The following is an 18,680-nucleotide window of genomic DNA, read 5'->3' on the forward strand; positions in this document are numbered from 1 at the left end:
GGACTGAATTTTTTGGGGTGGCTGATGGGACTCGAACCCACGACGACCAGAATCACAATCTGGGACTCTACCAACTGAGCTACAGCCACCGTAGAGCCTCTGATTGTAGCGTTAAAAATCGCGGCTTTCGCTTCCGCGATCATCAAAGACGCTGAAATGCCACATCGACATGCGGCCCAACGCCTTCAGAGGCCGTCCGCGATGGCCTGCCGCCACACATGCGTCCTGCCCCATGGGCATAACTTCGCAGTCGCCCGTTGGATGTGCCTGGACGACGCTGAGCCGCGAATGGCTCCGCTATCATGAATGCGAGCGGCCCGACCGGGCCCGGCTTTCGCCACTTCACTTCATCAAAGGAACTTCTTCATGAGCATCGTCTGGACTATCCTGATCGGGTTCGTCGTGGGTCTCGTGGCGCGGGCCGTCAAGCCGGGCAACGATTCCGCCGGCTTCATCGTGACCACGCTGATCGGCATCGCAGGTTCGCTGGGCGTGACCTACCTCGGCCAGGCAATGGGCTGGTACACCGCCGGCCAGGGCGCCGGCTTCATCGCCTCCGTGCTGGGCGCGATCGTGCTGCTGATTCTCTACGGCCTCATCAAGCGCAAGAGCTGATGCCCCTGGCGCCGTGCCGCGCAACGCGGCCGGCGGTTCTTCCGGCTGCCTGGCCCCACACTTCTTCAGCCAGCCTCGCGTGGCCTTCCCGCCAATGCCCCGCAAACCACGCGCCCGTCACCACGTCTATGTGGTCGAACTCGACGACCGCGTCTGGAACAACGGCCGCTTCCGGCGCGCCAACCCCGACTACCAGCTCGGCAAGCCCTTCGTCTATGTCGGCATGACCGGCTTGGACCCCGACATCCGTTTCGACAAGCACAAGGCCGGCATCCAGGCCAACCGCTTCGTGCAGGAATTCGGCCTGCGGCTGTTGCCCGCGCTCTACGAACGCTACAACCCGATGCCGTACGACGATGCGCGGCTGATGGAGGTCGACCTGGGCATCGCCCTGCGCAGCGCCGGCTACGGCGTCTGGCAGGCCTGACACTGTTCAGGAGTAGGTGACCCAGTCCGCATACGCCGGGCCGTCGAGGTGCGGCAAGGTGTTGTAGGTCACGAGCATGTGCCGCTTCGGCGTGAAGGCGAACTCGGTCACCGAGCTGTTGCGGATGCGCAGGTTGAGTTCGATGGTCGTCTCGGCGCTCGTGCCCAGCACATGGCCGACCGCGGTGCTGATCGGCCCGCCACTCGACACCACCAGCACCTTTGCGCCGTGGTGTCGTTCGCGCACATGGTCGAGCGCCGTGGTCACACCGGCCAGGAAGTCGACATAGCTCGGCATGCCGACTGGCGCGGTGCGCCCCTGCATCCATGCGCCGAGCCCGTCGCGCAGCAGACGGAAGTGATGGCGGTACATCTCGGGCGAGTCGGGCTTTTCGAGCTTGCCCTCGTGCACCGTGGCAATGACGGCTTCGCTGTCGTACTCGTTGAGTCCCGGCCATGGGAGCACGTCGTCACGCGACAGCCCGAGCCCCTGCGCGATGCCCTCCCAGGTCTGCTTGTGGCGCTTCAGCGTGCCGGTGATGACCGCATCGAAACGCATGCCGCGCTCGCGCCAGTATTCACCCAGGCGCACGGACTGCCGGTGTCCGAGTTCGCTCAGGTTGTCATAGTCGGCAGCACCGAAACTGGCCTGCCCGTGGCGCACGAGGTAAAGGGTTCCCATGCGCCGGATTCTGGCAAGAAGCGCGACACGCGCTTGTCCCTCGTGCGACCAAAAAAAAGCCCGGGTCGTCGAACCCGGGCTTGTTGCGAGCAGCGGTTGCCCGTCTGTCTCAGCGCGCCGCGGCAGCGGTCGGCAGCGTGTCGGCCGGCTTCGGCACAAGGATCTCCACCTTGAAGCGTTGCTTCAGCAGCTCGTAGTAGGCAGCGGCTTCGGCGGCGGTCACCGACTGGGCGATCTGCATGCTTTCCTGCTGCGCCTGCTCGGCCGTCGGCGGCGTGCGCGGCACGACCTTGGTCACGCGGACCACGTCATAGCCTTGCGTGCCGAGGTCCACGCCGAGCAGCGCGGGCAGCTTGGCGCCGTCGGCACGCAGTGCGGCGTCGATCACCGGTGCGGGCTGCGACTGCGCATCGATGCGCGACACCGTGACCGGCGCGCCGAAGCTGGCGCCGTCGGCCTTCACCATCCAGGCGGCGAGCTTGGCTTCACCCTCGGTCTTGGCCAGTGCTGCGGCGCGCTCGGTGATGAGCTGTGCGCGGATCTTGTCCTTCACCTCGGCCAGCGGAATCGGATGCGCGGCCGTGTACTGCGTCACGCGGCCCGATGCGAGCTGGTTCGGACCGACTTCGATGGCTTCAGTATTCTGCTTGCGGTCCAGCGAGTCGGAGGCATACAGCGCCTGCAGGAAGTTGCGGCTGGCGAGCGGGCCGGTGGCGCCCGGTGCGGGCGTGCGCGGCACGTTGGTGGCGGTCTGGATCGTGAGCTTCAGCTTCTCGGCGGCCGGCTTCAGGCTTTCGGGTTGCTGATACACGGTGTCCGTGAAAATTTCCGCAGCCTTCGCGAATTCCTGCGTGGCCTGTTGGGCGCGCACGTCGTTCTCGATGGTCGCGCGCACCTTCTCGAACGGCGGCACCACGGCCGGCTTGATGTCGGTCAGCTGGATGATGTGATAGCCGAACTCGGTCTCGACGAGGTCGCTGATGTCGCCCTTCTTGAGCGCGAACATCGCGTCTTCGAAAGGCTTGACCATCGCGCCGCGCGTGACGAAGTCGAGGTCGCCGCCCTTCTCGGCCGAGCCGGGGTCCTGCGAGTTCTTGCGTGCCACGTCGGCGAAGGTGTTCGGCGCCTTCTTCACGTCGGCCAGCAACTGCTCAGCCTTGGCCTTCGCCTTGGCGCGGTCGCCGCTGGACATGCTGGCCGGCGCCGTGATCAGGATGTGGCTCGCACGGCGTTCTTCCTTGGTGCCGAAGCGCGCGGTGTTCTGCTCGTAGTAGGTCTTGAGGTCGGCTTCGTTCGCGACGATGTTCTTCTTCGCGGCTTCGAGATCGAGCACGAGGTACTCGATGCTGGCCTGCTCCGGCGCCTGGAACTGCGACGTGTGGTCCTTGTAGTAGGCCTCGATGTCGGCGTCGCTCACCGTGACCTTCGACGCGAAGCTCTCGGGCGCGAAACGCGCCACCTGGATTTCACGGCGGTCGTAGAACGCATTGACGGTGGCCGCGGTCAGCGCCGCCGGTGCGAAGCTCGTGCCCGTCACGCCCAGCAGCACCTGCTGCGAGGCCATGTCGGCGCGCACCGAAGCTTCGTACTGCTCGGGCGTGCGGCCGGTGGCGCGCAGGAAGGCTTCGCGGTCGAACTTGCCGTCGGCTGTGCGGAACGCAGCCAGGCCGGCGTCCTGCGCGAACATGCGCGTAAGGCGGTCTTCGGACACCGACATGTTGGTCTTGACCGCCGCAGCCGCCAGCACGCGATCGCGCACCATGCGTTCCAGCGTGGCGTAGCGCAGCGCGTCGGAGTCGAGCAGTGTCGGATCGACGTTGGGCGACTGCTGGCGGATGCGGTCGGTCTCGACGCGGTGCTGCTGGTCCCACTCGGGCTTGGTGATGTCATGGCCCTGGATGCGGGCCACCTTCTCGTCGCCGCCCATGCCCTGGTAGCGCTCGACACCAAAGAAGACGAACGAGGGAATGATCAGCAAGAACAAGAAAATCATCACGACTTTGTTGTACTTGCGGAAGGTATCAAACATGCTTGAACACTCTTTTTCGACGGGCGCCGGACGGCAATAAAAAAGGCGAACCGGTGTTCGCCTTTGCATCGGGTGGTGGTGGGTGCTGAGGGGCTCGAACCCCCGACCTACGCCTTGTAAGGGCGCCGCTCTACCAACTGAGCTAAGCACCCCACCTGGAATACTCTCCGAGTCTACAGCCTCAGTTCAGCGCGTCTTTGAGCGCCTTGCCGGGACGGAACTTCGGGATCTTGGCTGCCTTGATTTTAATCGCGTCGCCGGTGCGGGGATTCCGGCCGGTGCGGGCTGCGCGTTTGCCGACTGCGAAAGTGCCGAAACCGACGAGCGACACGGAACCGCCCTTCTTGAGCGTGGTACGAATGGCGCCAATGGTGGATTCGAGCGCACGGGTCGCTGCGGCTTTGGAAATATCGGCGTTCTTTGCGATGTGCTCAATCAGTTCGGTCTTGTTCACAAGGGCCCCTTGTCGAAAAAAAGTTGGTCGGCTTTCGTCAGCTGCGACCTGGCCGCGACGGGAGCGACTCAAGAACATGGCAGGCCTGACGCCTCGGCAGCGCACTGCCAGCGAGGATTACAACCACTGGTCTGCGGGGTGTCAATAAGACACAACGCACTGCAGCCCAGCGGAGCGCGCGATTTTAGGGGCGTTTCGCGACGTACTTTTCAAAGGGCCTCGGCAATTGCCTTTCCGAGGTCGGCCGTGCCCGCCCGACCGCCGATGTCCGGCGTGCGCGGTGCGCCGCTTTGGGGCGCGAGCACCTTCTCGATGGTCGCCAGGATCGCGTCGTGCGCGTCCTTGTGGCCGAGAAACTCCAGCATCATCGCGCCGCACCAGATCTGGCCGATCGGGTTGGCGATGCCCTGGCCGGCGATGTCCGGCGCCGAGCCGTGCACCGGCTCGAACAGCGAGGGCGTGGTGCGCTCGGGGTTGAGGTTGGCGCTGGGCGCGATGCCGATGGTGCCGGTGCAGGCAGGGCCGAGGTCGGACAGGATGTCGCCGAACAGGTTGCTCGCCACCACCACGTCGAAGAAGTCGGGCCGCTGCACGAAGTGCGCCGTGAGGATGTCGATGTGGAACTTGTCCAGCGTGATGCCCGGGTAGCCCTTGGCCATTTCCACCACGCGCTCGTCCCAGTACGGCATGGTGATCGAGATGCCGTTCGACTTGGTCGCGCTGGTCAGGTGCTTCTTCGGCCGCGATTGTGCGAGTTCGAAGGCGAACTTCAGCACGCGGTCGACGCCCACGCGCGACATCACAGTTTCCTGCACCACGATCTCGCGCGGCGTGCCCTGGTACATGCGCCCACCGATGCTCGAGTATTCGCCCTCGGTGTTCTCGCGCACGATGTACATGTCGATCTCGCCGGGTTCGCGCGGCGTGCCGTCGCGGCGCACCACGGGCGCGACGATGCCGGGCATCAGGCGCGCGGGACGCAGGTTGATGTACTGGTCGAACTCACGGCGGAACATGAGCAGCGAGCCCCACAGCGACACGTGGTCGGGAATCTTCTCGGGCCAGCCGACCGCGCCGAAGAAGATGGCGTCGTGGCCGCCGATCTGGTCCTTCCAGTTGTCGGGCAGCATCTGGCCGTGCTTCTCGTAATAGTCCCAACTCGAGAAGTCGAAGTGGTCGAACTTCAGGTCGATGCCGAATTTGCGCGCCGCCGCATCGAGCACGCGCAGCCCCTCGGGCATGACTTCCTTGCCGATGCCGTCGCCGGCGATGACTGCGATTCTGTGGGTGCTCATGGATGGGCTCCTGGGTGTTCGGGGGAAACGAAAAAATTCAGCGCCTCGGCCAGCAAGGCATCGGGCGCCTCTTCGGGGATGTAGTGGCCGCAGGGCAGCGCGCGGCCCGACACGTCGTCGGCGCGCTCGCGCCACAGCGAGAGCACATCGAACGCGCGCCCTACCGCCCCGTGCTCGCCCCACAGCACGCGCAGCGGCTGCGCGAGGCGGCGGCCGGCGGCGATGTCGGCGCGATCGTGCACGAGGTCGATGGTGGCGGAGGCGCGGTAGTCCTCGCAGATGGATTCGGCCGTGCCCGGGATGGCGATGCAGCGTTCGTACTCGGCCAGCACCTCGGGTGCGAACGGCGCGAGCCCCGCGTGCCGCCCGCCCATCACGCTGCGCACGTAGCGCACCGGGTCGGACGCAATCAGCGCCTCGGGCAGCGGCGGCGGCTGGATCAGGAAGAACCAGTGCCAATAAGCTTTGGCAAAAGCTTCGGAGGTGCCTTCGTACATGGCCAGCGTCGGCGCGATATCGAGCAGCAGCATGCGCTCGACCGCGCCGGGATGGTCGGCCGCGAGCCGGTGGGCCACGCGCGCGCCGCGGTCGTGCGCGAGGACGGCGAAGCGTTCAAAGCCATGGTGATGCATGGCGGCCAGCGCGTCGCGCGCCATCTCCCGCTTGCTGTAGGCCGCGTGTTCGTCGTCGCCCGCCGGTCGGCCCGAGTCGCCGTAGCCGCGCAGGTCCACGGCCACCACCGTGAAGCGCTCGGCCAGTGCGGGGGCCACGCGGTGCCAGATCGCATGCGTCTGCGGATGGCCGTGCAACAGCAGCAAGGGAGCGCCCTGCCCGCCGATGCGACCGTGGATGCGCACGCCATCGCGGGCGATGTCGAAGCGGGGAAAGTCGAGGAAGGAAGCCGTCACGCCGCGATTGTGCGTTGCACCCCGGCGGCCATCAAGCAACAATCAGCCAATTCATACTTTCCACTTTGGCATGAATCCTCACGCGATGGAACGCGGCGATCTCGAACTGGTGCTGGCCATCCGCGACCAGGGCAGCCTGGCCGGCGCGGCCGCCACGCTCGACGTGGTGCCCTCGGTCATCACCAAGCGGCTCGGCGCGCTGGAGGCCCGGCTCGGGCAGCGGCTGTTCGACCGCACGACGCGGCGGCTCAGCGTCACGGCCGAAGGCGAGGCCGTGTGCCTGCATGCGCGCACGCTGCTCGAAGGCTTCGCGGCGCTCGAAAGCGAACTCGGCGAGCGGCAGAACGCGCTGATCGGCACGGTCCGCCTCGCGGCCACCTTCGGCTTTGGCCGGCACTGGCTCGGCCCGGCACTCGCGGACTTCCAGGCGCAGCACCCCGGCCTGCAGGTCGAGCTGCTGCTGACCGAGCAACTGCCCGACCTCGGCGCCGAAGGCTACGACGGTGCGGTCTGGCTGTGGGCGGTGCAGCAGCACCGCGCCGCCGACTGGACCACGCGCCGCATCGCGCGCAACCAGCGCGTGCTGGCCGCATCGCCCGATTACCTGGCACGCCGCGGCACGCCGGCCACGGTGGAAGCGCTGGCCACCCACGACTGCCTGATCGCGCGCGAGAACGGCGACGCCGCGCAGTCGCGCCAGTTCGCGCCCTGGACGCTGCGCCACGCGCGCGACGGCAGCACGGCGCGCGTGCGAGTGCAAGGTCCGCTCACGAGCAATTCAGGAGAGATGGTGCGCGACTGGTGCCTCGCGGGCCACGGCGTCATGCTGCGCAGCCTCTGGGACATCGCACCGCAGCTCGCGAGTGGCGAGCTGGTGCGCGTGCTGCCGCTGTACAGCATGCCCGACGCCGATATCCACTGGGTCGCGCCGTGGCGGCCGAAGACGCCGCGCCGTGTGCGCCTGCTGGTCGATCACCTCGTCGAGCAGTTCCGCTCGGAGCCCTGGAAGCCGGCCAAGCCGGCCGGGCGCTGAAGGCAGAGTCGGTCAGCGCTCCGCGCGCACCACGAGGCTCACGCCGACGGCCGTCAGCCCGATGCCCAGCACCGTGGTCCAGGTGATCGGTTCGGCGAACAGCAGCCAGGCCATCAGCGCCGTGCACGGCGGCACGAGGTACAGCAGGCTGGTGACGGCGGTGGCCGTGCCACGCTGGATCAATAGATAGAGCAGCGAACTGCCGCCCAGCGACAGTGCCAGCACCGACCACGCCATGGCGCCGATCGAATGCGTGTTCCATTCGATGGCCTGCGCCTCGAGCGCGGCGAAAGGCAGGGTCACGAGCAGCGCGGCGGCCATCTGCACCGCGCTGGCGCTGCGCACGTCGCAAGGCGCGACGAAGCGCTTCTGGTACAGCGTGCCCGCCGTGATCGACAGCAGCGCCATCACGGCCAGCCCCATCGTCAGCGCGTTGACCTCGGTGCCCTGCCCCAGCTTGCGCGACACCACCAAGACCAGCCCGGCGAAACCCAGGGCCAGCCCGGTCCACTGCCGTCCCGAGATGCGACCACCATTGAAAGACAGCCACACCGCCGTGAGCACCGGCTGGATGCCGACCAGCAGCGCCACCAGCCCCGCGCCCATGCCCGCATGCACCGCCGCCCAGACGCCACCGAGGTAGCCGGCCTGCATCAGCACGCCAGTAACCGCCAGGTGCCCCCATTGCGCGCGCTTCGCCGGCCACGCGACGCGTGCGAGCATGACCCACACGCCGAAGCAGGCGAGCGACAGCGCATAGCGCACGGCGAGGAACTTGAGGGGCGGCGCATAGGGCATGCCATAGCGCGCAACGATGAAACCCGTGCTCCAGATCAGCACGAAGACCGCCGGCATCGCCCGCAGCCAGCCTGCGTTGCGGACCGAGACGGCCGCGGTCATTTGGAGTGGGCCCGGATCTCGGGAATGGCCTTTTGCAGGTAATAGACCATCGACCAGACGGTGAGCACCGCCGAGATCCAGATCAGCCACTGGCCCCACAGGCCGGTGTCGATCACCTTGAAGAGGTGCCCGTCATAGAGCAGGAAAGGAATCGCGACCATCTGCACGGTCGTCTTGACCTTGCCGATCATGTGGACCGCCACACTCTTGCCGGCGCCGATGCGCGCCATCCATTCACGCAGCGCCGAGATGGCGATCTCGCGGCCGATGATGATGAGCGCCACGAACACGTCGGCGCGCTGCAGATGCACCAGCACCAGCAGCGCGGCGCAGACGAGAAACTTGTCGGCCACCGGATCGAGAAAGGCGCCGAAGGAAGAGGTCTGGTTGAGCTTGCGCGCCAGGTAGCCGTCGAGCCAGTCGGTGGCGGCGAACACGATGAACATGACCGTGGCGATCAGGTTGCGCGTCGGTTCGCTGATCGGCAGGTAGAAAACGCCGACGATCAACGGAATCGCGACGATGCGCGTCCAGGTCATGATGGTCGGTAGGGTCCAGAACATGCGGGCGATTGTGTCATGCACGCGTGAAGCGCCGGAAGGACGGGGGCAATCCCGGCTTCAACGCAGCGCGCGATAGATTTCCTCGGCCAGTTCGGTGGCGATGCCTTCGACCGAGGCGAGGTCTTCGACGCTCGCCGCCGCCACGCCGCGGATGCCACCGAAACGCTGCAGCAGACGCGCCCGGCGCTTCGGGCCGATGCCCGGAATGTCTTCGAGCTGGCTGCCGCCCACGCGAACCTTGGCGCGCTTGGCCCGCATGCCGGTGATGGCGAAGCGGTGCGCCTCGTCGCGGATCTGGGCCACGAGCATCAGGGCGGCCGAATCCTTGCCGAGGTAGACCTTCTCGCGGCCGTCGGCGAACACCAGTTCTTCGAGCCCGACCTTGCGGCCCTCGCCCTTCTCGACGCCGACGATCAGCGACAGCGGCAGGCCCAGCTCGCTGAACACCTCGCGCGCCATCGACACCTGGCCCTTGCCGCCGTCGACCAGCACCAGGTCGGGCATGCGCGCGGCCGGCGTCCTGGGCGGCGGCGCCTCGACGCCCTCGGCCCCTTCGCTCTCGGCATCGCCCGGCGCCAGCGCCTGCGTCTCGGCCGCCATCGCCTCGGCCAGCTTGCCGTAGCGGCGGTGCAGCACCTGGCGCATGGCCGCGTAGTCGTCGCCGGGCGTGATGCCCTCGATGTTGTAGCGGCGGTACTCGCGGTTCTGCATCGTGTGGTGCGCGAACACCACGCACGAGGCCTGCGTGGCCTCGCCCGCCGTGTGCGAGATGTCGAAGCATTCGACGCGGAAGTTGTCCAGGTCGTCCGACGCCAGCTCGAGCGCGTCGGCCAGCGCGCGGGTGCGCGCCTGCTGCGAGCCCTCTTCGGCCAGCAGCCGCGCCAGCTGCAGGCCGGCATTCGTCTCGGCCATTTCGAGCCAGTGGCGGCGCTGTTCGTGCGGCTGGAACACGGCCGTGACGCGCGCGCCGGCCTGCTGCGAAATGGCCTCGATGAGCGCGCGGCTCACCTGCCGGCCCAGCACCAGCGTGGCGGGCACCGGCACGTCGATGTAGTGCTGGGCGATGAAAGCCTCGAGCACCTGCACTTCGATCGGGTCGGCGACCACCGGGTCGGCGCCCTCTTCGGCATCGAGCTCGCCGTGGTGGATCTGCGCCGCGTCGTCCACGTGCACCGGAAAGTACGCGCGGTCGCCCAGGTGGCGCCCGCCGCGCACCATCGCGAGGTTGACACAGGCCTTGCCACCCTGCACCTTGACCGCGAGGATGTCCACATCCTTGTCGGACACCACCTCGATCGACTGCTGATGCAGCACGCGCGAGATCGCCGACATCTGGTTGCGCAGCTCGGCCGCCTGCTCGAACTCGAGCTTCTCGGCGTGCGCCGTCATGCGTTGCTCCAGCGTGGAGAGCACGCCCTGCGTGTCGCCGAGCAGGAAGGCCTCGGCGCTGGCCACGTCCTGCGCGTAGGCCTCGGGCGAGATGAGGCCCACGCAGGGGCCGCTGCAGCGCTTGATCTGGTACAGCAGGCAGGGCCGCGTGCGGTTGGCGTACACCGTGTCCTCGCAGGTGCGCAGGCGGAACACCTTCTGCAGCAGCTGGATCGATTCCTTCACCGCCCACGCGCTCGGGTACGGCCCGAAGTAGCGGTGCTTCTTGTCGACCGCGCCACGGTAGTAGGCCAGCCGCGGAAACCCGTGCGAGGCGATCTTCAGGTAGGGGTAGCTCTTGTCGTCGCGAAACAAGATGTTGTAGCGCGGCTTGAGCGTCTTGATCAGGTTGTTCTCGAGCAGCAGCGCCTCGGCCTCGGAGCGCACCACGGTGGTCTCCATGCGCACGATCTTCGAGATCATGTGGCCGATGCGGGTGCCCCCGTGGCTCTTCTGGAAGTAGTTGGCGACCCGCTTCTTGAGGTTGCGCGCCTTGCCCACATACAGCACGGCGCCGGCCGCGTCGAAATAGCGGTAGACACCCGGCAACTGCGGCAGGGCCGCGACTTCGCTGAGCAATTGATCGGAATGCACGTCGGACATGGCGGCTATTGTGGCGCGCGGCGTGAGGGCCGGCTGGGCCCGACGCAAAGGCGACACGGACAGGAACGGAATGTGCTCAAGATCGCAGCGGGCGCCGGGGGGCGCCCATTGTCTTTTTTGGCATTCAAATTAACAGCAAAGGGAAATATTCATGAAGAAGAACTCCGTGCGCGCATGGTGGGCGTTGACGCCCCTCGCGCTCTCGCTGGCCGTGGCCGGCTGCGGCGGCAACAGCAACAACAACGCGCAGAACAACGCCGCACTGGTCGCGGCCATCGCCGCGATCAACGCAGCCAACCAGCCCGCGCCCACGGCCCCGCCCGCCGCCGACAACGGCTGCCAGATCCCGAGCAGCGGCACCTCCGTGGTCGTCGGCTCGGGCGACCCGGGCGATCCGGCCGCGCCGGAGCCGGCGTCGGGCTACGTGCCCGGCCACAAGCTGGTGTACGCCAAGAACTACATGGTGGTCGCGAACCACCCGCTGGCCACGCGCGCTGGCTGCGACGTGCTCAAGGCCGGCGGCAGCGCGGTCGATGCGGCGGTGGCGGTGCAGGCGGTGCTCGGCCTGGTCGAGCCGCAGTCGAGCGGGCTGGGCGGCGGTGCCTTCATGCTCCACTACGACGCGGCGACGAAGAAGGTGCAGGCCTATGACGGTCGCGAGACGGCGCCTGCGGCTGCCACCGAGAACTACCTGCGCTATGTGGACGATGCCACCGATACCAGCGCGCCCGTGCCCAGCGCCCGCTGGAGCGGCCGTTCCATCGGTACGCCCGGTGCCGTACGCATGCTCGACATGGCTTATCAAGACCACGGCAAACTGCCCTGGAAAGACCTGTTCGGCTACGGCATCACGCTCGCGTCCGACGGCTTCCTGATCGGCGGACGCATGGCGACCGCCATCGCGGGCTCCGCGACACACCTGAAGCGCGACGCCGACGCCACGGCCTACTTCTTCAACGCCGACGGCACGCCGAAGGCGCTGGGCACCAAGCTCACGAACCCGGCCTACGCCAAGACGCTGAACGCCATCGCCACGCAAGGCGCCAACGCCTTCTACGCGGGCGACATCGCCAAGGGCATCGTCGACAAGATCGGGGTCAGCGCCGCCGTCGATGGCTCGGCCATCACGCCCGGCAAGACCACGCTGGCCGACCTGGCCAGCTACAAGGCCAAGCGCCGCGACCCGGTCTGCGGCACCTACCGCGATTACTACGTGTGCGGCATGTCGCCACCGTCCTCGGGCGGCATTGCGGTGATGCAGACGCTCGGCATCCTTGAGACCTTCAATCTCGGCCTGCATAAGCCGACCGCCATCGACCTCGAAGGCGGCAAGCCGAGCGTGATGGGCGTGCACCTGGTGAGTGAGGCCGAACGCCTGGCGTACGCCGACCGCGAAAAGTACGTGGCCGACACCGACTTCGTCCCGCTGCCGTACGGCTCGATCGATTCCCTGATCAATAAGCCCTACCTGCAGGGCCGTGCCAGCCTCATCAGTCTGGCGAAGAGCATGGGCACCGCCCAGCCCGGCGATCTTGGCGACGTTCCGCTCGGCATCGACAAGACCGAAGAGCACGGCACCACGCATTTCACCATCGTCGACAAGCAGGGCAACGTGGTCGTGATGACCACCACGGTGGAAGGCGGCATGGGGTCGGCCCACATGACGCAGGGCTTCCTGCTGAACAATCAGCTGACCGATTTCTCGGACGAGCCGTACGGCAAGCCCACACAGACCTACAAGGTTGCCAACCGCGTCGCTCCGGGCAAGCGTCCGCGCAGCTCGATGGCGCCAACGCTGGTGTTCAAAAAGAACGCCGACGGCAGCATGGGTGAGTTCGTGATGGGCACCGGCTCGCCCGGCGGCAGCAACATCATCCAGTACGTGGTGAAGACGCTGGTCGGCGCGCTCGACTGGGGGCTGGATGCGCAACAAGCCACGTCGCTGGTCGACTTCGGGGCGCCCAACTCCGTGACCACCAACGTCGGCGGCGAGCACCCGAATGTCGACGAGACCAACTCGGGCCTCAACGACCCGCTGGTCGCCGGATTGATCGGGCTGGGTCACAAGGTGTCGGTGACACCGCAGTCCAGCGGCGTGAGCACCATCATCCGCACGAACGTCGGCGGCAAGCCCGCGCTGACCGGCGGCGCAGACCCGCGCCGCGAAGGCATCGTGCTGGGCGACACCTTCACGCCCTGAACGACAAAGGGGCTGGCGCCGCCTTCGCTGCGCCAGCCCCCTTGCCTGATCACCCGCCTGTTTACTTCGCGACTTCCGACACCAGCCGATACAGGAACTCGCGCCCGTCGTACAGGCGCTGGATCTCGATGCGCTCGTCCAGCCCGTGCGCACGCGCATCGGCCGGCTCCAGGAACATGCCGGTCACGCCGTACATCGGGATGCCGGCGTTGCGCAGGAAGCGGCTGTCGGTGGCGCCGGTGCTCATGGCGGGCACCACGGGCACGCCGGGCCACATCTGCTGCGTGAGCGTCTCGACCGTCTTCACGAGATCGCCGTTCAGCGGCGAGGCCGGGCTGCGCAGCGGCTTGGCCATGTTGCGCACCACGATCTTGTCGTTGCCCACGGCCTGGGTCAGCAGGCGCTCGACCTCCTCCGGATCGTCGTGCGGCAGGATGCGGCAGTTGACCGTGGCCTTGGCCGATTGCGGCAGCGCGTTCTCGGCATGGCCGGCCTGCACCATCGTCGCCACGCAGGTGGTGCGCAGCTGCGCGTTGTAGGCCGGGTTGGCCGTCATGCGCTCGAGCACGCCGGCGTCGGGGTTGCCGCTGCCGATGGCGCGCATGTCGTCGGCCAGCTGGCCGGTGGCAAACGGGGCGCTGCGCGCGAAGTAGGTCTTGGTGACGTCCGCGAGCTTGATCGGGAAGGCGTAGTTGCCCAGGCGCTCCAGGCCGGCCGAGAGCGCGTAGATCGGGTTGGTCTTGGTCGGCACCGAGCTGTGCCCGCCGACGTCGCGGGCCTCGAGCATGTAGGTGGTGTACATCTTCTCGGCCACCTGCATGCGGTGCAGGTTCGGCTTGCCGCCGCGCAGCTCGCCGCCGCCGCCCTCGTTGATGCCGAACTCGGCCTGCAGCAGCTCGGGCTTGTTGTTGATGAGCCAGAAGGCGCCGTTGCTCAGCGCGTCGCCGCGCTCCTCGTCAGCGGTGAGCGCCAGGATGATGTCGCGTTTGGGCTTGAAGCCTTCCTGCTTGAGCTGCCCCAGCACGGAGACCAGCGCCGCGGCCATGGCCTTGTCGTCGATGGCGCCGCGCGCCGTGAAGTAGCCGCCGGTTTCCTGCAGCTTGAAGGGGTCGGTCTTCCAGTCTTCGCGGCGGGCCTCGACCACGTCGATGTGGGCCAGCAGCAGCAGCGGCTTCTTGCTGCCGTCGCCCTTGAAACGCAGCACCAGGTTCCCCTTCTTCGGGAAGGGCTCGAAGATCTGGATGTCGCCGGGCGCGAAGCCCGCGTCGACCAGCCGTTTTTCCATGGCCCGCGCCGCGACCGTGTTGTCGCCCACCGAGTGGGTGGTGTTGATCTCGATCAGTTCCTTGTAGATCTCGCGAAAGCGCTGCTGCTGCGCGGTGAGCGGCGCGGTCTGGGCCTGGGCGCCGGCGATGCCGGCCAGGGCCAGCGAGAGCGCGAGCACGCCGCGTTTGGCACTGCTCAAGGGCGAAGAAGAAAACGACGAACGGCGACGGGTCTGCATCCTCATGGTCTGGCTCTCTCCGATGGTTGTTGTGGCGAGGGCAGCATAGCAAGCGGGCCGCGTTTTCGCCCGCGCCTGAGCGACCGCGAAGACAGGCACACTCGCGACCATGGGCACGCGCATGCAATGGGACATCTTCTGCAAGGTCATCGACAACCACGGCGACCTGGGCGTCTGCTGGCGCCTGGCCTGCCAGTTGGCGGCGGCGGGCGAGCGCGCGCGGCTGTGGGTCGACGACCCGACGGCACTGAACTGGATGGCGCCGGCCGGCTGCGACGGCGTGCAGGTGATCGACTGGTCCGACGCCGAAGCCGTGCGCCGCGCCGTCGCCGACCCAGCGCCTGAGGTGCTGGTCGAGGCCTTCGGTTGCGACCCGGAGCCGGAACTCATCGCGCTCTTCGCGCAGGCCCCGGGCCACGCACAGGCCTGGATCAACCTCGAGTACCTGTCGGCCGAGCCCTATGTCGAGAAACTGCACCGGCTACCCTCACCCGTGTTCAAGGGCCCAGGCGCCGGGCTGACGAAACGTTTCTTCTACCCGGGCTTCACGCCCGCGACCGGCGGCCTGCTGCGCGAGCCCGACCTGATGGCGCGCCAGGCGCGCTTCGACCGCGCCCGCTGGCTGCAGGCGCAGCAGATTCCCTGGCAGGAAGGCGAGCGCCTGGTGTCGCTCTTCTGTTATGAGCCGCCCGCGCTGGCCGCACTGCTCGCCCAGCTGGCCGCCGACCCCGTGCCCACGCGCTTGCTGGTCACCGCAGGCCGGGCCGCGCATGCGGTGCAGGCCTACCTTGCGAACACCGACGCGCCCGATCGCCCACCGGGCGGCCGGAGTTCGCTATCAATTTCATATCTCCCCTACCTCAGCCAGGCGGATTTCGACCACTTGCTGTGGGCCTGCGACCTCAATTTCGTGCGCGGCGAAGACTCGCTGGTGCGCGCCCTCTGGGCCGGCGCGCCACTGGTCTGGCAGATCTACCCGCAGGACGACGACGCGCACCACGTCAAGCTCAACGCCTGGCTCGACTGGCTCGACGCCCCGCCCGCGCTGCGGCTTTTTCACCACGCCTGGAACGGCTTCGGCGACGCGCCCCTGCCCGCGCCCGGCCCGCTGGACGCCTGGCGCGAAACCGCCCATGCGGCGCGCGGCAGGCTGCTCGCGCAGGACGATCTGCTGGCCCAGTTGCGGCAGCTGGTCGCCGGAAAAAGCTAAAATAGCGGGCTTTGCGGAATTCAGCCCTGGCCGCCACGGTCGGGGAGGCCTTTCGCCAAACCTGCCGCGGGACATGTACGGCGGGGCCAGATACGACGGCATGCAGCGCCGAGGGCCCCGCGCACCGAGCGGCCAACATCCAGAGAACCTGATATGAAAATCGCTCAAGAAATCCGCGCCGGCAACGTCATCATGCACGGCAAGGACCCGATGGTCGTCCTCAAGACCGAATACAGCCGCGGCGGCCGCAACAGCGCCACCGTGCGCATGAAGATGAAGAGCCTGATCGCCAACTTCAACACCGAAGTGGTCTTCAAGGCCGACGACAAGATCGACCAGATCGTGCTGGACAAGAAGGAGTGCACCTACTCCTACTTCGCCGACCCGATGTACGTCTGTATGGACGCCGAGTACAACCAGTACGAAGTCGAAGCCGAGAACATGGGCGACGCCCTGAACTACCTCGAAGACGGCATGGCCGTCGAAGTGGTGTTCTACGACGGCAAGGCCATCTCGGTCGAACTGCCCACCAGCGTCGAGCGCGAAATCACCTGGACCGAGCCGGCCGTCAAGGGCGACACCTCGGGCAAGGTCATGAAGCCCGCCAAGATCGCCACCGGCTTCGAAGTCGGCGTGCCGCTGTTCGTGTCGCAAGGCGACAAGATCGAAATCGACACCCGCACCGGCGAATACCGCAAGCGCGTCTGAGCGCGTCTGCACCCGGCTGACCACCACCACGACGAAGGCTCCGCAAGGAGCCTTTTTCGTTGGCGGGCACGCGGGTTGCATCGGCGCACAATGCCAAGCCAATTCCGTTCGACGACCGTTTCATGAACAACACGCACAACATTCACGACAAGCGCCTGGCCGATGCCTGGGCCACGCTGCAGTCCCATTCCGACCGGGGCCTGCCCCTCGATCCCGATCCCTCGCGCCTGGCCTTTGCCGACCCCGAATTCCTGCTGCGCCGCGAAACGCGCGGCATCCGCATGCAGCTCGAGCTGATGAAGCCCGACCTCGAGCAGCGCGCCCACGGCATCGAGAACACGGTGGTGGTCTTCGGCAGCGCGCGTTTCCGCAGCGAAGACGAAGCCGCCGCGCTGGTCGCGCAGGCCGAGGCGGCCGGCGACACGGCCCTGGCCGAGCGCTGGCGCCGGCTCTCGCGCAACTCGCACTACTACGAGAAGGCGCGCACCTTCGGCAAGCTGGTCGCGCAGTACAGCGAGAAGAAGGAACCGCAGGACAAGCTCTTCGTGTGCACTGGCGGCGGCCCCGGCATCATGCAGGCGGCCAACCGCGGCGCGCACGAAGCCGGCGGCCTCTCGGTCGGCCTGGCCATCGCGCTGCCGATGGAAGAAGAAGCCAACCCCTACGTCACGCCGGCGCTGAGCTTCAAGTTCCACTACTTCGCGATCCGCAAGATGCATTTCATGATGCGTGCGAAGGCGCTGGTGGCGTTCCCGGGCGGCTTCGGCACGCTCGACGAGCTGTTCGAGGTGATCACGCTGGTGCAGACCAAGAAGTCGAAGCCGGTGCCGATCGTGCTCTTCGGCTCGGACTACTGGAAGAAGCTGATCGACTTCGACTTCCTGGTCGACGAAGGCGTGATCTCGCCCGGCGACGTGAAGCTCTTCGAATACGTCGACGCGCCCGAAGACGCCTGGGAAGCGATCAAGCGTTTCTACAAGCTCTGACCACCCCAGTCAGGCGTCGTCGCTGTCGTCGGGCCGCAGGGCCTGCTCGAAGAAGCGCGTGAGCGCGCGGGCGCGGCGGCGGCGGTCGGCCACGGGGTTCGCGTGCGGCCCCATGGCCACGGCATCGTCGGCCACGCCGTGCAGCGCATTGAAGAGGATCACGGCCGTCAGCGTCGCGTCCTCGACCTCCCACACGCCCGCGGCGTCGCCCTGCTTCAGCAGGGTGACCAGCTGCGTGATGACGACGTTGTCGTTGCGCATGCGCCGGTCCTCGGGCCGGTACTCGTGGAACACCACGTCGTGCAGCGCGACGTTGTCCAGGTAGGTCTCCAGCCCCGCTTCCACCCAGGCCTTGAGCCGCGCCCGGTACTTGCCCGGCGCGTGGCGGTCCATCGCCTCCTGCAGGCGGGCGCAGAAGGTGTCGACGAAGCGCTGCTGCAGCGCGCCGAGCAGCGCCTCCTTCGACGGAAAGTACAGGTAGAAAGTGCCCTTGGCCACCTGCGCGCCGGCGGCGATGTCGTCGATGCTGGTGGCGGGGATGCCCTTGGCGATGAACAGCTGCTCGGCGGCGTCCATCAGTGCGACGGCGCGGGTCTGCGGCGCCTTGGTGCGGCGGCGTGCGGCGGTGGCGGGAACGTCGTCGGGGCTGCTGCTTGTCATGCTCAAGAACCGGCCATGGCACCGGCGCGTGCCGTGTCGATGGCGGCGTGCACCGCCGCGGCATCGAGACGCAGGCCGCGCGGGGCCAGCACGCGCTCGCGCAGCCAGGCCAGGGCCTCGTCGGTGCGGGCGAAGGTGCTGGCGGGAATGCCGAAGAGTTTTTCGACGTTCATCTTGCTGATCTTCTCGAACTGGTCGGCGGGCACCACGCTCGCCATGCCCATCATATGGCGGCGGATGTCGGCGCCGCGCGCCTGCAGCCACTGCTTCGCACTCTGGGCGCTGCCCTCGGGATGCACCAGCGCGTCGGCGTCCGCGAACACGCGCAGCGAGACAAAGGGCTCGCCGCGGTCGAGCCAGCGGTTCCAGTCCTCGGTGAAGGCCTGCAGGCTTTCCAGCGTCTGCAGGCCTGCGGACACGCTGATGACCAGCGGCCATTGACTGAGTTCGTGACGGATCATGAAAGACTCCTTGTA

Annotated in this window: 18 protein-coding genes and 2 tRNA genes; 7 read left to right on the forward strand and 13 right to left on the reverse strand. The window is 67.3% G+C overall.

The window, feature by feature from the left end; translation table 11 throughout:
• Nucleotides 1-13 precede the first annotated feature (13 nt).
• A tRNA-His gene (locus AC07SQ_RS29605) sits at nt 14-89 on the reverse strand.
• 277 nt (nt 90-366) lie between these two features.
• Here AC07SQ_RS29605 and AC07SQ_RS29610 point away from each other — a divergent pair.
• Nucleotides 367-615 carry a GlsB/YeaQ/YmgE family stress response membrane protein gene (locus AC07SQ_RS29610; protein ID WP_062479046.1) on the forward strand — a complete coding sequence of 83 codons (249 nt, stop codon included), beginning with the start codon at nt 367-369 and terminating at the stop codon, nt 613-615.
• A 94-nt stretch (nt 616-709) separates the two neighbouring features.
• Nucleotides 710-1,042 carry a hypothetical protein gene (locus AC07SQ_RS29615; protein ID WP_495273390.1) on the forward strand — a complete coding sequence of 111 codons (333 nt, stop codon included), beginning with the start codon at nt 710-712 and terminating at the stop codon, nt 1,040-1,042.
• Between the two features lie 6 nt (nt 1,043-1,048).
• On the opposite strand, the gene AC07SQ_RS29620 is transcribed toward AC07SQ_RS29615, so the two are convergent.
• From AC07SQ_RS29620 to AC07SQ_RS29645, 6 genes are all read right to left on the reverse strand, one after another.
• Nucleotides 1,049-1,723 carry a histidine phosphatase family protein gene (locus tag AC07SQ_RS29620; RefSeq protein WP_492695208.1) on the reverse strand — a complete coding sequence of 225 codons (675 nt, stop codon included), beginning with the start codon at nt 1,721-1,723 and terminating at the stop codon, nt 1,049-1,051.
• A gap of 109 nt (nt 1,724-1,832) precedes the next feature.
• Entirely contained in the window at nt 1,833-3,752 is a 1,920-nt protein-coding gene (locus AC07SQ_RS29625; RefSeq protein ID WP_495273389.1) for a SurA N-terminal domain-containing protein, read from the reverse strand.
• Between the two features lie 76 nt (nt 3,753-3,828).
• A tRNA-Val gene (locus AC07SQ_RS29630) sits at nt 3,829-3,904 on the reverse strand.
• Between the two features lie 29 nt (nt 3,905-3,933).
• On the reverse strand, nt 3,934-4,206 hold the full coding sequence (locus AC07SQ_RS29635) for an HU family DNA-binding protein (protein ID WP_007830705.1): 273 nt from the start codon (nt 4,204-4,206) through the stop codon (nt 3,934-3,936).
• 209 nt (nt 4,207-4,415) lie between these two features.
• Nucleotides 4,416-5,501 carry a tartrate dehydrogenase gene (locus tag AC07SQ_RS29640; protein ID WP_492695205.1) on the reverse strand — a complete coding sequence of 362 codons (1,086 nt, stop codon included), beginning with the start codon at nt 5,499-5,501 and terminating at the stop codon, nt 4,416-4,418.
• Nucleotides 5,498-6,409: an alpha/beta fold hydrolase gene (locus AC07SQ_RS29645; protein ID WP_495273388.1), complete on the reverse strand. Its 912-nt coding sequence runs from the start codon at nt 6,407-6,409 to the stop codon at nt 5,498-5,500. The genes AC07SQ_RS29640 and AC07SQ_RS29645 overlap by 4 nt, the downstream gene beginning before the upstream one ends.
• Before the next feature lie 70 nt (nt 6,410-6,479).
• Here AC07SQ_RS29645 and AC07SQ_RS29650 point away from each other — a divergent pair, with 70 nt between their 5' ends.
• Entirely contained in the window at nt 6,480-7,442 is a 963-nt protein-coding gene (locus AC07SQ_RS29650) for a LysR family transcriptional regulator (RefSeq protein WP_495273387.1), read from the forward strand.
• A 12-nt stretch (nt 7,443-7,454) separates the two neighbouring features.
• Here the strand turns inward: AC07SQ_RS29650 and AC07SQ_RS29655 are convergent, their stop codons facing one another.
• Genes AC07SQ_RS29655 through uvrC form a run of 3 tightly spaced genes read right to left on the reverse strand, consistent with a single transcriptional unit; the run spans nt 7,455 to nt 10,936 of the window.
• Nucleotides 7,455-8,342: a DMT family transporter gene (locus AC07SQ_RS29655; protein WP_492695201.1), complete on the reverse strand. Its 888-nt coding sequence runs from the start codon at nt 8,340-8,342 to the stop codon at nt 7,455-7,457.
• On the reverse strand, nt 8,339-8,905 hold the full coding sequence (pgsA, locus tag AC07SQ_RS29660) for a CDP-diacylglycerol--glycerol-3-phosphate 3-phosphatidyltransferase (RefSeq protein ID WP_062479069.1): 567 nt from the start codon (nt 8,903-8,905) through the stop codon (nt 8,339-8,341). Before pgsA ends, AC07SQ_RS29655 begins: the two co-directional genes overlap by 4 nt.
• Nucleotides 8,906-8,962: 57 nt before the next feature.
• Nucleotides 8,963-10,936, reverse strand: a complete 1,974-nt coding sequence (gene uvrC, locus AC07SQ_RS29665) for an excinuclease ABC subunit UvrC (protein WP_492695199.1) — start codon at nt 10,934-10,936, stop codon at nt 8,963-8,965.
• Nucleotides 10,937-11,087: 151 nt separating this feature from the next.
• Between uvrC and ggt the strand changes: the two genes are divergently transcribed.
• Complete coding sequence (ggt, locus tag AC07SQ_RS29670) at nt 11,088-13,136, forward strand: gamma-glutamyltransferase (RefSeq protein ID WP_495273386.1); 2,049 nt, start codon at nt 11,088-11,090, stop codon at nt 13,134-13,136.
• Nucleotides 13,137-13,197: 61 nt separating this feature from the next.
• Here ggt and AC07SQ_RS29675 read toward each other — a convergent pair whose 3' ends face one another.
• Nucleotides 13,198-14,646, reverse strand: coding sequence for a M20/M25/M40 family metallo-hydrolase (locus tag AC07SQ_RS29675; protein ID WP_495273385.1), 1,449 nt, complete (start codon nt 14,644-14,646; stop codon nt 13,198-13,200).
• Between the two features lie 103 nt (nt 14,647-14,749).
• On the opposite strand from AC07SQ_RS29675, the gene earP reads away from it, so the two are divergent.
• The 3 genes from earP (at nt 14,750) to AC07SQ_RS29690 (ending at nt 17,544) form a co-directional block, all read left to right on the forward strand.
• On the forward strand, nt 14,750-15,850 hold the full coding sequence (gene earP, locus AC07SQ_RS29680; RefSeq protein ID WP_495273384.1) for an elongation factor P maturation arginine rhamnosyltransferase EarP: 1,101 nt from the start codon (nt 14,750-14,752) through the stop codon (nt 15,848-15,850).
• A 153-nt stretch (nt 15,851-16,003) separates the two neighbouring features.
• Nucleotides 16,004-16,558 carry an elongation factor P gene (gene efp / locus AC07SQ_RS29685; RefSeq protein WP_062479082.1) on the forward strand — a complete coding sequence of 185 codons (555 nt, stop codon included), beginning with the start codon at nt 16,004-16,006 and terminating at the stop codon, nt 16,556-16,558.
• 122 nt (nt 16,559-16,680) lie between these two features.
• Complete coding sequence (locus AC07SQ_RS29690; RefSeq protein WP_062479095.1) at nt 16,681-17,544, forward strand: LOG family protein; 864 nt, start codon at nt 16,681-16,683, stop codon at nt 17,542-17,544.
• A 9-nt stretch (nt 17,545-17,553) separates the two neighbouring features.
• Here AC07SQ_RS29690 and AC07SQ_RS29695 read toward each other — a convergent pair whose 3' ends face one another.
• Both AC07SQ_RS29695 and AC07SQ_RS29700 read right to left on the reverse strand, forming a co-directional pair.
• A complete protein-coding gene (locus AC07SQ_RS29695) occupies nt 17,554-18,204 on the reverse strand; it encodes a TetR/AcrR family transcriptional regulator (RefSeq protein ID WP_095744618.1) in 651 nt (216 codons plus the stop codon).
• Nucleotides 18,205-18,206: 2 nt separating this feature from the next.
• Entirely contained in the window at nt 18,207-18,665 is a 459-nt protein-coding gene (locus tag AC07SQ_RS29700; protein ID WP_095950973.1) for a hypothetical protein, read from the reverse strand.
• Between the last annotated feature and the right edge of the window lie 15 nt (nt 18,666-18,680).

The sequence above is a fragment of the Variovorax sp. GW821-FHT06D12 genome (assembly GCF_059419205.1).

Excerpts from the sequence above, each read along its gene's own strand:
- AC07SQ_RS29610 (WP_062479046.1), top strand. The coding sequence starts at position 367 with ATGAGCATCGTCTGGACTATCCTGATCGGGTTCGTCGTGGGTCTCGTG.
- AC07SQ_RS29615 (WP_495273390.1), top strand. The coding sequence starts at position 710 with ATGCCCCGCAAACCACGCGCCCGTCACCACGTCTATGTGGTCGAACTC.
- AC07SQ_RS29620 (WP_492695208.1), bottom strand. The coding sequence starts at position 1,723 with ATGGGAACCCTTTACCTCGTGCGCCACGGGCAGGCCAGTTTCGGTGCT.
- AC07SQ_RS29625 (WP_495273389.1), bottom strand. The coding sequence starts at position 3,752 with ATGTTTGATACCTTCCGCAAGTACAACAAAGTCGTGATGATTTTCTTG.
- AC07SQ_RS29640 (WP_492695205.1), bottom strand. The coding sequence starts at position 5,501 with ATGAGCACCCACAGAATCGCAGTCATCGCCGGCGACGGCATCGGCAAG.
- AC07SQ_RS29650 (WP_495273387.1), top strand. The coding sequence starts at position 6,480 with ATGAATCCTCACGCGATGGAACGCGGCGATCTCGAACTGGTGCTGGCC.
- AC07SQ_RS29655 (WP_492695201.1), bottom strand. The coding sequence starts at position 8,342 with ATGACCGCGGCCGTCTCGGTCCGCAACGCAGGCTGGCTGCGGGCGATG.
- pgsA (WP_062479069.1), bottom strand. The coding sequence starts at position 8,905 with ATGTTCTGGACCCTACCGACCATCATGACCTGGACGCGCATCGTCGCG.
- uvrC (WP_492695199.1), bottom strand. The coding sequence starts at position 10,936 with ATGTCCGACGTGCATTCCGATCAATTGCTCAGCGAAGTCGCGGCCCTG.
- ggt (WP_495273386.1), top strand. The coding sequence starts at position 11,088 with ATGAAGAAGAACTCCGTGCGCGCATGGTGGGCGTTGACGCCCCTCGCG.
- AC07SQ_RS29675 (WP_495273385.1), bottom strand. The coding sequence starts at position 14,646 with ATGAGGATGCAGACCCGTCGCCGTTCGTCGTTTTCTTCTTCGCCCTTG.
- earP (WP_495273384.1), top strand. The coding sequence starts at position 14,750 with ATGGGCACGCGCATGCAATGGGACATCTTCTGCAAGGTCATCGACAAC.
- efp (WP_062479082.1), top strand. The coding sequence starts at position 16,004 with ATGAAAATCGCTCAAGAAATCCGCGCCGGCAACGTCATCATGCACGGC.
- AC07SQ_RS29690 (WP_062479095.1), top strand. The coding sequence starts at position 16,681 with ATGAACAACACGCACAACATTCACGACAAGCGCCTGGCCGATGCCTGG.
- AC07SQ_RS29695 (WP_095744618.1), bottom strand. The coding sequence starts at position 18,204 with ATGACAAGCAGCAGCCCCGACGACGTTCCCGCCACCGCCGCACGCCGC.
- AC07SQ_RS29700 (WP_095950973.1), bottom strand. The coding sequence starts at position 18,665 with ATGATCCGTCACGAACTCAGTCAATGGCCGCTGGTCATCAGCGTGTCC.